The following is a 12353-nucleotide window of genomic DNA, read 5'->3' on the forward strand; positions in this document are numbered from 1 at the left end:
TGCCGCCGCGCGCGCCCCTTCGGCACCTTCCGCTTTGCCCCCCGCGCCACCCTTGCCCCACCAGCCGAGGATGCCATGACATTCGCCTTCGACCCCCTGTCCCTGACCCTGCCGCAAGGCCATTTCATCGACGGCGCTTATGTTCAGGGCCGCCCGCAGATCGAGGTGCGCGCGCCCTCATCGGGCCAGGTGATCGGCCATATCCCGGTGGCCGATGCGGCGATGGTGGACCGGGCGGTGACGGCGGCGCGGCAGGCGCTGGCGGCCTCTGGCTGGGCGGGCCTTCACCCCCGCGACCGCCTGCGCGCGCTGCACCGATGGGCCGACCTGATCGAGGCCGACGCCCTGACGCTGGCCCGGCTGGAAGCCGTCTGTTCGTCCCGCCCCGTGGCGCAGGCCGTCACGGGCGACGTGGCGGTGACGGCGGATCAGATCCGCTTCTTCGCCGAATTCGCCGACAAGGAGGGCGGCGACCTGGTGCCGACCGCCGAGGGCAGCTTCGGTTATATCGCCGCCGAACCTTACGGCGTCGTGGGGGCCATCGCGCCCTGGAACTTTCCGATCTCGATGGCGGGCTGGAAGATCGCCCCGGCCTTGGCGGCAGGAAATGCCGTGGTGCTGAAACCGTCCGAGATGACACCCTGGTCCACGCTCTACATGGCGGAACTGGCAGTGCGGGCGGGCATCCCGGCGGGGCTGGTCAACATCGTGCTGGGCGACGGGCCGACGACAGGGGCGGCGATCACCGGCCATCCCGGCATCGACAAGGTCAGCTTCACCGGATCCACCCGCGCGGGCGCCGCGATCATGGAGAATATCGCGCGCACCGGCATCAAGCCCATGACGCTGGAGCTGGGCGGGAAAAGCCCGATGCTGGTCTTCGACGATGCCGACCTGGATATGACCACCGATTGCCTTGAACGCGGCATCCTGCCCAATGCGGGCCAGTTCTGCGTGGCCGGATCCCGCATCATCGTGCAGCGCGGTATCGCGGACGCCTTGGCCGAACGCCTGGGCAGCCGCTTTGCCAAGCCACGGCCCGCGCCGACCTGGGCCGAGGAACCGGGCTTCTCGCCCATCATTTCGGAACCGCAGCTGCGGCGCATCGACGGAATCGTGCAGGCCGCCCGCGCGCAGGGGGCCGAGATCCTGACCGGCGGCGCGCGCTTCGACCGCAAGGGCAGCTTCTACCGGCCGACCCTGATCGCTGGTGTCACCGCCGACAACCCCGCCGTGACCGAGGAAATCTTCGGCCCCGTCGCCACCTTCCAGACCTTCGACACCGAGGACGAGGGGCTGGCCCTGGCCCGCCACCCGACCTATGGATTGTGCGCCGGGCTGTTCACCCGCGACCTGTCCCGCGCGCTGTGCCTGACCCGGCGGCTGGAGGCGGGGACCGTCTGGGTCAACCGCTATGGCCGGTCGCGCGACCATATCCTGCCGACCGGCGGCTGGAAGGCGTCCGGGCTTGGCAAGGATCTGGGGCGCGAGGCATTTGCCGCGAACCGCCGCACGAAATCGGTGCTGATCGACATCTGAAGGAGAAGACAATGACCGCCCACAAGATCGCACTGATCCCCGGCGACGGCATCGGGGTCGATGTGACCGAGGCCACGATGCAGGTGCTGGACGCCGCCGCCGCCCGCTTCGGCTTCACGCTGGAACCGACCCGCTTCGACTGGTCCTGCGAGACCTATCTGGCCACGGGGCGCATGATGCCCGAGGACGGGATCGACCAGCTGCGCCCCTTCGACGCGATCTATCTGGGCGCGGTCGGCTGGCCCGCCACGGTGCCGGATTCAGTGTCGCTGCATGGCTTGCTGCTGCCGATCCGCAAGGCCTTCGACCAATATGCCAACATCCGCCCGCATCGCCTGCTGCCCGGCGTGGAGGGCCCGCTGCGGGCTGACGCCTTCGACATTCTCTGCATCCGCGAGAACACCGAGGGCGAATATTCCGGCGCGGGCGGCCGCGTCCACCAGGGCCGCGACAACGAGGTCGCGACGGAGGTCGCCATCTTCACCCGCAAGGGGGTCGAGCGCATCATCCGCTTCGGATTTGCGCAGGCGCGGGCACGCAGGAAGCACCTCACCTCGGTCACGAAGTCGAATGCGCAAAAATACTCGATGGTCTTCTGGGACGAGGTGACGCAGCAGGTTGCCGCAGAATATCCCGATGTCACCGTCAGCCATATGCATATCGACGCCATGGCCGCCAAGATGGTGATGGCGCCGGGGGATCTGGATGTAGTCGTGGCCTCGAACCTGTTCGGCGACATCCTGACCGACCTGGGCGCGGCGATCCAGGGGGGGTTGGGCTTCGCGGCATCCGCCAACATCTGCCCCGACCGCAGCGGGCCGTCGATGTTCGAGCCTGTCCACGGATCGGCCCCCGACATTGCGGGCAAGAACATCGCCAACCCCATTGCCGCGATCTGGTCGGGGGCGATGATGCTGGACCACCTGGGCGAAAAGCCCGCTGCCGATGCGGTGCTGGCCGCCGTTGAGGCCGCCACCGCCAAGGGCATCGGCATCCGCCCCGGCTCGCACGGCACCGATGCCATCACCGCCGCCATCCTGTCCGCGCTGGAGGACCGCGCATGAACCGCATGACCGATTTCGGCCCGCAACTGACCGACCCCGCCCTGTTCCGCCAGGCCGCCCTGATCGACGGCCAATGGATCGCCCGCCCCGACATGGACGTGACGAACCCCGCCACCGGCCGCGCCATGGGCACGGTGCCCGACTGCACGGCCGAGGAAACCGCGCAGGCCATCGCCGCCGCCGAACGGGCCATGGTTGCCTGGCGCAAGCGTACCCATGCCGAACGCGCCGACCTGCTGATGGCCTGGTACCAGCTGATGCTGGATCATGCCGATGATCTCGCGCAGATCCTGACCGCCGAACAGGGCAAGCCCCTGGCCGAGGCGCGGGGCGAGGTCCACTATGGCGCGTCCTTCCTGCGCTGGTTCGCCGAGGAAGCGCGGCGCATCAACGGCACCATCATCCCGTCCCCGGTGCCGGGCAAGAAGGTCTTTGCCATGAAGGAGCCCGTGGGCGTCTGCGCGATCATCACGCCCTGGAACTTTCCCATCGCGATGATCACCCGCAAGGTCGCCCCGGGCCTTGCTGCGGGCTGCACGATGGTGGTGAAGCCGTCGGACTTCACGCCCTATTCAGCGCTGGCGCTTGGCGTGCTGGCCGAACGGGCGGGGATCCCGGCGGGCGTTCTCAACATCCTGACGGGGCGGCCCGAGGCGATCGGCGCCACGCTGACCGCCAGCCCCGTGGTGCGCAAGCTGTCCTTCACCGGATCGACCCGCGTGGGCGCGCTGCTGGCCCAGCAATGCGCGCCGACGCTGAAGCGCATGAGCCTGGAACTGGGCGGCAACGCGCCCTTCATCGTCTTCGACGACGCCGACCTAGACGCGGCGGTGGAAGGGGCGATGGTTTCAAAATTCCGCAACGGCGGGCAGACCTGCGTCTGCGCGAACCGCATCCTGGTGCAGTCGGGCATCCATGACGCTTTCGTGGCGGCGCTGGCGAAACGCGTCGATGCGCTGAAGGTGGGCCCCGGCACGGCGGAAGGCACGATGGTCGGCCCGATGATCAACGCTGCCGCCATCGCCAAGATCCGCGCCCATGTGGACGACGCGCTGTCCAAGGGTGCCACCCGCGCCACCGCCGCGCGTGACCTGCCCGAGGCCTATGCCGACCCGGTGGTGCTGGTCGGGGCCACGACGGACATGCAGCTTGCCGCTGAGGAAACCTTCGGCCCCGTCGCCCCGATCTTCCGGTTTGACACCGAGGAGGAGGCCCTGGCCATCGCCAACGGCACGCCCTATGGCCTGGCCGCCTATTTCTACACCCGCGACCTGTCGCGCGCCTTTCGCGTGGGCGAGGCGCTGGAGTTCGGCCTGGTCGGCCTGAACACCGGCGCGGTCAGCCATGCCGAAACGCCCTTCGGCGGCGTCAAGGCATCCGGCCTTGGCCGCGAAGGCGCGCAGGAGGGGATCGAGGAATACCTGGAAACCAAGGCGTTCCATTTCGGCGGGCTGTAGGGGTGGGGGTTTACCCACCTTTACCGGGACGCGGTGGGGTAAAACCCCACCCTACAACCCCAGGCACAACCGGTATGCGTCCAGGATCGAGGCGTGCAGGTCGCGGCTGGCAGTCGCATCGCCGATCCGGTGCAGGGTAAAACCCGGCTGGCCGCGCAAGGCGGTGAACAGATCGTCCAGCGGCAGGGTGCCGTGTTCGACCACCACCTGCGCAGTGTCCAGGCTGCGTTCCGCCCCCGTCATCTCGTTGCGGAAGGTGGCGTGCAGGCGGTTGCCCGCCCGCTCGACCCGGATCAGCGCGTGGTCGGTCAGGGTGGCGATGCCCGCCCCATAGAAGCGCTTCCGAAAGCTGGTGGCGTCCTGATAGGGCATCTCGACCGCTGGCACCGCATCCGGCGTGACGAAGGTGACGGCCCGCCCCTCCCCTGCCAGCTTCAGCGCACAGGAGGGTGCCGCCTGCCGCCCGGTGCCGTCATAGACCAGCACGTCGGCCTGCGGCGGAACCTCGCCCGTCAGCAGATCCCAGGTGCTGTGGCAATGCTCGGCACCCTCCAGCCAGTCGAGATCCGGGATGCCGCCGGTGGCGACGATCACGATGTCGGGGGACTCGGCCAGGATATCGGCGGGTTCGGCCCAACAGTTCAGCCGCACCTCGACCCCCAGCCGGTCCAGTTCCGCCCCCCGCCAGTCGATGATGCCCCGCAGGTCGCGGCGGCCCGGGGCCTGCGCCGCCACCAGGATCTGCCCGCCAAGGCGCGGGGCGGCCTCGATCAGGGTCACGCGGTGGCCGCGTTCGGCCAGGACGCGGGCGGCCTCCATCCCCGCCGGGCCGCCGCCCACCACGACCGCGCGATGGGCGACAGGGGCCGGGGGGATGGCGTGGCCCAGGGTGGTTTCCCGCGCGGTCGCAGGGTTATGGACGCAATGGGCCTTGCGGTAGAGGCAATAGGACGCGCCGACGCAGGGGCGGATGCGGTCTTCCTGCCCCGCCGCGATCTTGGCCACCAGATGCGGGTCGGCGATCTGGGCGCGGGTCATGCCGACCAGATCGGCGATGCCGCCCTTCAGCACATGCCGCGCCGTCGCCACGTCGCGGATGCCGCCCGCGTGCAGCACCGGCAACGAGACCGCCTGGCGGAACGCCTTGACCTGAGCCAGATAGGGGGCCTGCGGCTGGAACATGCCGGGCATGTTGTCCTCGGTCAGCAGCAGGTCGCTGTCCATCCGGCCATAGATGCAGTCGAACAGGTCGATATGACCCTCGGATTGCAGCATCAACGCGATTTCCAGTGCCTCGTCGGCGTTCAGGCCGTCCGTGCCGCCTTCGTCCACGACATAGCGGATGCCCACCACGAAACCGTCGCCCACGGCGCGCCGGATCGCCTCGTGCGCCATCAGCGCGAAGCGGGCGCGGTTCGCGACCGACCCCCCAAAGCCGTCCGTGCGCCGGTTGGTGCGCGGCGACAGGAACTGGCCGATCAGGTGCCCGCCGGTCAGTGTCTGGATGCCGTCCAGGCCCGCGTCCTTGCAGCGCCGCGCGGCCGCCGCGAAATCCGCGATCACCCGGTCGATGTCGTCCCGGTCCATTTCCCTGGGAAAGCTGCGGGTCCGCGTCTCGCGCACACGGGACGGCGCGATGGCGGGCAGCCAGGCCCCGCCAAGCGCGGTGGCCCGCCGCCCCAGATGCGAGATCTGGCACATGATCGCCGCGCCATGGCCGTGGATGCGGTCCGCCATCGCCGCCAGATGCGGGATCACCGCGTCATCGGCCAGGTTCAGCTGCCCCCCGCCCCAGCTTGAATCGCGCGACACCATGGCCGACCCGCCGATCATCGTCATCCCGACGCCGCCCCGCGCCTTTTCCTCGTGATAGGCCGCGTATCGTTCGCCCGGCACGCCCCCGTCGTCCAGCATCGAGGCATGGCTGGTGCTGACGATGCGGTTCCGCAGCACCAGCCCCTTCAACCGGAAGGGGGCCAGCAGCGGATCGGCGGTGCGCGGGGCGGTCATCTGCATGGAAACGGTCCTGTTCTGTCGCGCCAAATCTGCGCCCGGCCCGGCCCGCAAGGAAGCTTGATAATTCGCACGGGGGCTATACGCTGGGCGCATGACCCCGCCGCTGCGCCTGGCCGCCCCCCGCACCCTGTTCGTCTTCGAGGCCGCCGCCCGCACGGGCAGCTTTTCCGCCGCCGCGCGGGAATTCAACGTGACCCAACCCTCGGTCAGCCGGGCCATCGCGCAATTGGAGGCCGACCTGGGCCTGCGCCTGTTCGACCGCAGCCCCTTGGGGATCGGCCTGACCCGCGACGGGCAGCGCCTGTTCGCCGCCGTGACCGAGGGCTTCGGGACCATCGGCCAGGCCATCGGCGCGGCGCAAGGCAGGGTGCAGGGCAGGCAGCGGACCCAGGTGATGCTGTCCTTTTCCAGCTCTTTCGCGACTCATTGGCTGCTGCCGCGCCTGCGCGACTTCAAGGCCGCCTTCCCGGCGGTCGAGCTGCGGCTGGATCTGGCCCAGGGGATGCTGGGCGAGGTGCCGCCCGCAGCCGACATCGCCACCCGCATCATCGCCCCCGGCGACCCGCGCTTTCACGCCTGGCCGCTGGCGCCCGAAATCATCCTGCCGGTCTGCGCCCCGGCCTATCTGGCGGAACGGGGGACGCTGGACGGCGATCCCGCCCGCCATGTCTTCCTGACGCTGGACGGGGCGCATGGCGACCATTGGCGCAGGCTGGCGGGCTGCCGTCCGGGCGAGGCGGGCGACTGGCACAGCTTTTCGGATTATTCCGTGGCCCTGCAGGCCGCCGCCAATGGCGAGGGGATTGCCCTTGGCTGGGTCAGCGTGGTGTCGCGCGCCTTGCGCGAAGGCGGGCTGGTCCGGGCATCCGATGCCGCGATCCGCACCAGGCGCACCCATTCGCTGATTTCCCCCCGCTCGCGCCCCCTGCGCCCGGTGATCCCCCGGATCTGCGATTGGCTGGCCGCGCGGATGGCCGAGGATCTGGGCGTCCCCTGACCCCGTCAGGTGCCGGGGGCGGGCGCGCGATGGGCCGCCATGAAGACCCGCACGGCATCCGCCGCCAGGGCGTCGATCTCGGCCGGGTCGGGGGCCTTGCTGCGGATGCCGAACAGGCATTGCCGCCAGACGCCCGCCGTCGCCAGCTCGACGAACTGGTGGGCGGCGCGCTCGGGGTCGGGGATGCGCAACAGCCCCTCGGCCTCGGCCTCGGTCAGCCAGCGGCCAAGGCCGCCCAGCACCTGCCGCGCCCCGGCGTCGTAGAAGCGGCGGGCAAGGTCGGGCATCCGTTCGGCCATGGCGACCACGATCCGCTGCGCCCGCAGGACATCGGGCGAGGTCTGCATCCGGATCAGGGCGGCGGCATAGGCGGTCAGGCGCGCCTCGATCCCGCCGGGGACGGACAGGGCCGCGCCAAGCTGCCGGGCGATCTGGGCGCGGCGGTGTTCGACAAGGGCCACGAACAGATCCTCCTTGTCGTGGAAATAGACATAAAGCGTGCCCTTGGACACGCCCGCCGCGCGGCAGATCCCCTGCATGGTGGCGGCGTCAAAGCCCTTGGCCATGAACTCGTGCCAGGCCCCGGCGAGGATCTGGTCGCGCTTGCGGGGATCGGCGCCCGCGGCATGGCGGCGCGGCAGGGGGCAGGCGGGGGCGTCGGGGCTGTCGGTCATGGCGCGATTTTATCGAACCGGGTGGTTCGATGGAATATTGAAACTTTCCGCGTGGGGGGTTATTTTCGCCTCTCGAACCGGGTGGTTCGATATCCCGTCAGCGCAGGTGAACTCTCGATGTCCCGTCATGAACGTCCCGAGGCGGATCAGCCCGTCGCAACGCCTGCACCCGGCGCGCAGCCGCCCGCCCCCAAGGGCCGCAAGAAGCGGATCCTGGGCGGCCTGGCGCTGGCCGCGCTGCTGGCGGGCGGCTATGAAGGCTGGCAATGGTGGAGCGAGGGGCGCTTCCTGGTCACCACCGATGATGCCTATGTCCAAGCGGATCTGTCGCTGATCTCGGCCAAGATCACCGGCTATGTCGCCGAGATTCCTGTTGCCGCCAACCAGCATGTCAGGGCGGGCGACGTGCTGCTGCGGATCGACGACGGCGATTACCGCATCGCGCTGGACCAGGCGCAGGCCCGGCTGGCGGAACTGTCCACCACCCTGGCGCGGATCGACGCGCAGGTGGCCGCCGCCGAAAGCACCGTCGTGCAGGCCGAGGCGCAGCTTGCCGCATCCGAGGCGGTGCTGATCGCCGCCCGCACCTCGGCCGAGCGCGCCCGGGGGCTTGCGGCGCGGCGCGTGACATCCCAGGCCGACCTGGACGACGCCAACGAGGCCCTGGCGACCGCCGAGGCCAACCGCAACGCCGCCCAGGCCGCCATCACCGGCGCGACGGCCCAGGTCGAGGTGCTGAAGGCGCAGCGGGCCGAGGCCGCCGCGACCCGGCGCGAACTGGAACTGGCCGTGGCGCAGGTGCAACGCGACCTGGACTTCACCACCCTGCGCGCGCCCTTCGACGGCACGGTCGCCAACATCGCCATCAAGGGGGGCGAGCTGGTCAGCGCGGGCGCCCGGCTGGCGGCGGTGGTTCCCGACCGGGGCCTTTATGTCGAGGCCAACCTGAAGGAAACCCAACTGGCCGAAATCCGCCCGGGCCAGACCGCCCGCCTGTCCGTCGACGCCCTGGAGGGCCACGAGATCGAGGGCCGCGTGGTGTCGGTCGCGCCCGCCACCGGGGCGGTCTTCTCGCTGCTGCCAGCGGAAAACGCCACCGGCAACTTCACCAAGATCGTGCAGCGCGTGCCCGTGCGCATCGCCCTGCCCGAGGGCACGCCCGGCCTGCGCGCGGGCCTGTCGGTCGAGGTTGCCATCGACACCCGCACCGGCCCCCATGAGACCACGGGCGCGGCCGACTGATGGCCGCCCCCGCGCCCGACGCCGGACATGCCGCCGTCCCCGAACTGACGCCGCGCCGGATCGCTGCCTTCTTCATCATGGTCTTCGGCATGTTCATGGCGATCCTGGACATCCAGATCGTCTCGGCGTCGCTGCCGGAAATCCAGGCCGGACTGGGCGCGTCGTCCGACGAAATCTCGTGGGTGCAGACCTCGTATCTGATCGCCGAGGTGGTGATGATCCCGCTGTCGGGCTTCCTGGCCCGGATGATGTCCACGCGCTATCTTTTCGCCATCTCGGCGGCGGGGTTCACGGCGGCCTCGTTCCTGTGCGCCACCTCGTCATCCATCAACGAGATGATCCTGTGGCGCGGCGTCCAGGGCTTCCTGGGCGGCGGCATGATCCCGTCGGTTTTTGCCGCCGCCTTCACGATCTTTCCGCCCGCGAAACGCAATGTCGTCTCGCCCCTGATCGGGCTGGTGGCGACGCTGGCGCCCACGGTGGGGCCGACCGTGGGCGGTTATCTCAGCCATGCGCTGTCCTGGCACTGGCTGTTCCTGGTCAACGTCCCCGCCGGGATCGCCGTCACGCTGGGCGTGCTGGCGCTGGTCGATTTCGACAAGCCGGAATGGACGCTGTTCGGCCGGTTCGACTGGACCGGGCTGGTGGCGCTGGCGGCCTTTCTGGGCGCGATGGAATTCGTGCTGGAGGAAGGCCCGTCGAACGACTGGTTCCAGGACGAGGTCGTGGCGGCGCTGTTTGTCGTGATGGTCGCGGGCGGCATCGTCACCTTCTGGCGCGCCTTCACCCGCGACGAGCCGCTGGTCGATCTGTCCGCCTTTGCCGACACGAACTTCGCGGTGGGGTCGGTCTTTTCCTTCGTGATGGGGATCGGCCTTTACGGGATGACCTATCTTTACCCGCTCTATCTGTCGGCGGTGCGGGGTTACGACAGCCTGATGACCGGCGAGACGGTCTTCGTGTCGGGCCTGGCGATGTTCGTCTCGGCCCCCTTGGCGGGGATCTTGTCGTCCAGGATGGACCTGCGGCTGATGCTGCTGTGCGGGTTTTTGGGCTTTGGCGCGTCGTCCTGGATGCTGACCGGCATGACCGCCGACTGGGATTTCAACGAACTGCTGCTGCCCCAGATCCTGCGCGGCCTGTCCTTGATGATCTGCATGGTGCCGATCAACAACCTGGCGCTTGGCACGCTGCCGCCCGCCAAGATGAAGGGCGCGTCCGGGCTTTACAACCTGATGCGCAACCTGGGCGGCGCGGTCGGGCTGGCGATGATCAACACGGTGCTGACCGACCGCCGCGCCCTGCACACCGCGCGGCTGGACGAAGCCGTCACCTGGTCCAATCCTCAGGCGCTGGACCAGCTTGAGATGATGCGCCAGAACCTCGCCAGCCATGGCCTGCCGCCCGAGGGCGCGCTGGCGCAGATGGCCGGGAAGGTGGCGGGGCAGGCGGTGATCATGTCCTTCATCGACGTGTTCATCCTGCTGACGGCGCTGTTCGCCGGGCTGGCGCTGATGGCGCTGGCGATGAAGCCCCCCGCCAGGGCGGCCGGGGGCGGCGGGCACTGAACGCCAAGCTGCGGCGCGTCAGCCCGGATTGCCCAGGACGGCCACCGCTTCCCAAGGCTCAAGCGTGATGGGTCCGGGCGGCACGGACGGGCGGGGCTTTGCCGTGCCGATCAGGCAGGCGCCGCTGACCGCAAGGCCCGGCGGCACCTCGGCCCGGGCGGGATCGGAGGAGATATTGCACAGCACCGACAGGCGCTGGCCGCCCCATTCGCGCGCATAGGCCCAGATCCGGGGATGATCCTCCAGCCAGGGGACGAAGCGGCCCTGCACGATCACGCGTGGCGCTTGCGCAGCGCGATCAGGCGGCGGTAATGCGCCAGCACCGATTGCGGGTCGTCGCGCTGCGCGGCGACGTTTATGTCGGCATGGTTCGGGTTGATCGCGATCCAGGGGGTGCCCGTGGTAAAACCCGCGCCGGGTGACGCGTCCCATTGCATCGGCGTGCGGGCGTTGTCGCGCGCGGTGATGCCCGCGCCCTCCAGGAACTCATGCTCGGGCAGGCCCTGGGCCAGCATCTCGCGGTGCATGGTGATCAGCTCGATGTCGCGGTATTGGGCGATGGCGGTGAAGCCCGCGTTGGTCATGCCGATCTCCTCGCCCTGAAAGACGAAGGGGGTGCCGCGCATCAGGTGGATGGCGGTCGCCAGCGCCTTGGCCGACCGTTCCCGCCACCGCGTCGCCATAGCGCGACACCGACCGGGGCAGGTCGTGGTTGTTCAGAAACAGCGCGTTCCAGCCGTCCCCCTCCAGCGCCCGTTGCCAGTCGGTCCAGACCTTCTTGAAACCCACCAGATCCAGCGGATGGGGGCGCCACTTGCCATGGACCTTGTCCCAGCCAGCGACGATGTGCTGGAACTGGAACAGCATGTCCAGTTCCCCCGGCCGCGCCCGCAGTAAAGCAGCGCGCTGTCCGTGGTGACGTTCCAGCTTTCGCCCACCGTCACCACGTCGCGGCCAGCCAGCACCTCGCGGTGCATTTCCTGCAGGAAGCCGTGCAGGCATGGGCCCTCGGCGATCAGGTCGCGGTCGATGTCCTTGCCGATCAGGTCGATCACGTCCATGCGGAAACCGCGCACGCCCCGGTCCAGCCACCAGCGCATCATGTCGTAAACCGCCCGGCGCAGCGCCGGGTTCTGCCAGTTCAGATCCGGCTGCTGCGGGGAAAACAGGGTGAAGACATAGCGCCCCACCCCGGGGTGATAGGTCCAGGCCGGGCCGCCGAAAAGAGGCGCGCCGGTCGTCGGGCGGTCCTCCATCCGGCGCAGGATCCCGCCAATGGTAGAAGTCGTGGAACGGCGAGGCGCGGTCCTGCTTTGCCTGAAGAAACCAGGGATGCCGGTCGGACGAATGGTTCACCACCAGGTCCATGATGATGCCGATGTCGCGGCGGCGGGCCTCGGCCACCAGCCGGTCGAAATCCGCCAGCGTGCCATATTCCGGCGCGATGTCCCGGTAATCCGAGATGTCATAGCCGTTGTCCGCCATGGGCGAGCGATAGACCGGCGACAGCCAGATCAGCCCGATGCCCAGATCCGCCAGGTGGTCCAGCCGGTCGATGATGCCGGGGATGTCGCCCACCCCGTCGCCATCCGCATCGGCAAAACTGCGCGGATAGATCTGATAGACGGTGCGGTCCTGCCACCACGGCGTTTGTCGCGTCATGCTGTCTTCCTCGCGGCAGCCCGGAAAGGGGAACGGGGGTTTCGCGGCGCTTGTTCCGGCGCGCGCCGGAACCCGTCGCCGCCGCCCGTGTTGCCGATACAAGCGTCCCCGTGGAAAGGATCCGATGAGCAAGA

The 12353-nt window shown here is 69.3% G+C and carries 9 protein-coding genes and 2 pseudogenes; 6 read left to right on the top strand and 5 right to left on the bottom strand.

Features of this window, described 5'->3' with window-relative positions:
* Window positions 1-75: 75 nt before the first annotated feature.
* From JX613_RS09970 to JX613_RS09980, 3 genes are read left to right on the top strand one after another with little or no spacing between them, the layout of a single operon-like run.
* Window positions 76-1539 (top strand): aldehyde dehydrogenase family protein, encoded by a 1464-nt coding sequence (locus JX613_RS09970; protein WP_207101309.1) that lies wholly within the window; start codon window positions 76-78, stop codon window positions 1537-1539.
* An 11-nt stretch (window positions 1540-1550) separates the two neighbouring features.
* On the top strand, window positions 1551-2603 hold the full coding sequence (locus tag JX613_RS09975) for a tartrate dehydrogenase (protein WP_207101310.1): 1053 nt from the start codon (window positions 1551-1553) through the stop codon (window positions 2601-2603).
* 5 nt (window positions 2604-2608) lie between these two features.
* Window positions 2609-4060 carry an NAD-dependent succinate-semialdehyde dehydrogenase gene (locus tag JX613_RS09980; RefSeq protein WP_207101348.1) on the top strand — a complete coding sequence of 484 codons (1452 nt, stop codon included), beginning with the start codon at window positions 2609-2611 and terminating at the stop codon, window positions 4058-4060.
* A 51-nt stretch (window positions 4061-4111) separates the two neighbouring features.
* On the opposite strand, the gene JX613_RS09985 is transcribed toward JX613_RS09980, so the two are convergent.
* Window positions 4112-6076, bottom strand: a complete 1965-nt coding sequence (locus JX613_RS09985) for an oxidoreductase (RefSeq protein WP_207101311.1) — start codon at window positions 6074-6076, stop codon at window positions 4112-4114.
* A 91-nt stretch (window positions 6077-6167) separates the two neighbouring features.
* Here JX613_RS09985 and JX613_RS09990 point away from each other — a divergent pair, with 91 nt between their 5' ends.
* Entirely contained in the window at window positions 6168-7073 is a 906-nt protein-coding gene (locus tag JX613_RS09990) for a LysR substrate-binding domain-containing protein (RefSeq protein WP_207101312.1), read from the top strand.
* 5 nt (window positions 7074-7078) lie between these two features.
* Here JX613_RS09990 and JX613_RS09995 read toward each other — a convergent pair whose 3' ends face one another.
* A complete protein-coding gene (locus JX613_RS09995) occupies window positions 7079-7747 on the bottom strand; it encodes a TetR/AcrR family transcriptional regulator (RefSeq protein WP_207101313.1) in 669 nt (222 codons plus the stop codon).
* Window positions 7748-7864: 117 nt separating this feature from the next.
* On the opposite strand from JX613_RS09995, the gene JX613_RS10000 reads away from it, so the two are divergent.
* The gene (locus JX613_RS10000) at window positions 7865-8989 is read left to right on the top strand and encodes an HlyD family secretion protein (protein ID WP_207101314.1); all 1125 of its coding nucleotides are present in this window, start codon (window positions 7865-7867) and stop codon (window positions 8987-8989) included.
* Window positions 8989-10557 (top strand): DHA2 family efflux MFS transporter permease subunit, encoded by a 1569-nt coding sequence (locus JX613_RS10005; protein ID WP_207101315.1) that lies wholly within the window; start codon window positions 8989-8991, stop codon window positions 10555-10557. Before JX613_RS10000 ends, JX613_RS10005 begins: the two co-directional genes overlap by 1 nt.
* Before the next feature lie 18 nt (window positions 10558-10575).
* On the opposite strand, the gene JX613_RS19875 is transcribed toward JX613_RS10005, so the two are convergent.
* From JX613_RS19875 to JX613_RS19890, 3 genes and pseudogenes are all read right to left on the bottom strand, one after another.
* Window positions 10576-10833 carry a DUF3459 domain-containing protein gene (locus JX613_RS19875; RefSeq protein ID WP_237168486.1) on the bottom strand — a complete coding sequence of 86 codons (258 nt, stop codon included), beginning with the start codon at window positions 10831-10833 and terminating at the stop codon, window positions 10576-10578.
* Window positions 10830-11813 (bottom strand): annotated as a pseudogene (locus JX613_RS20390) (alpha-amylase family glycosyl hydrolase). Before JX613_RS20390 ends, JX613_RS19875 begins: the two are co-directional and overlap by 4 nt.
* Window positions 11814-11835: 22 nt before the next feature.
* Window positions 11836-12219: pseudogene (locus JX613_RS19890) on the bottom strand (alpha-amylase family glycosyl hydrolase); the annotation flags it as partial.
* Window positions 12220-12353: the final 134 nt, after the last annotated feature.

The sequence above is a fragment of the Paracoccus shandongensis genome, assembly GCF_017315735.1.
GTDB classification, from domain to species: Bacteria; Pseudomonadota; Alphaproteobacteria; order Rhodobacterales; family Rhodobacteraceae; genus Paracoccus; species Paracoccus shandongensis.

What these genes read in the sequence shown, in the direction of transcription:
- JX613_RS09995 (WP_207101313.1), bottom strand. Translation starts at nt 7,747, where the DNA reads ATGACCGACAGCCCCGACGCCCCCGCCTGCCCCCTGCCGCGCCGCCAT.
- JX613_RS09975 (WP_207101310.1), top strand. Translation starts at nt 1,551, where the DNA reads ATGACCGCCCACAAGATCGCACTGATCCCCGGCGACGGCATCGGGGTC.
- JX613_RS09985 (WP_207101311.1), bottom strand. Translation starts at nt 6,076, where the DNA reads ATGCAGATGACCGCCCCGCGCACCGCCGATCCGCTGCTGGCCCCCTTC.
- JX613_RS10000 (WP_207101314.1), top strand. Translation starts at nt 7,865, where the DNA reads ATGTCCCGTCATGAACGTCCCGAGGCGGATCAGCCCGTCGCAACGCCT.
- JX613_RS09990 (WP_207101312.1), top strand. Translation starts at nt 6,168, where the DNA reads ATGACCCCGCCGCTGCGCCTGGCCGCCCCCCGCACCCTGTTCGTCTTC.
- JX613_RS09970 (WP_207101309.1), top strand. Translation starts at nt 76, where the DNA reads ATGACATTCGCCTTCGACCCCCTGTCCCTGACCCTGCCGCAAGGCCAT.
- JX613_RS09980 (WP_207101348.1), top strand. Translation starts at nt 2,609, where the DNA reads ATGACCGATTTCGGCCCGCAACTGACCGACCCCGCCCTGTTCCGCCAG.
- JX613_RS10005 (WP_207101315.1), top strand. Translation starts at nt 8,989, where the DNA reads ATGGCCGCCCCCGCGCCCGACGCCGGACATGCCGCCGTCCCCGAACTG.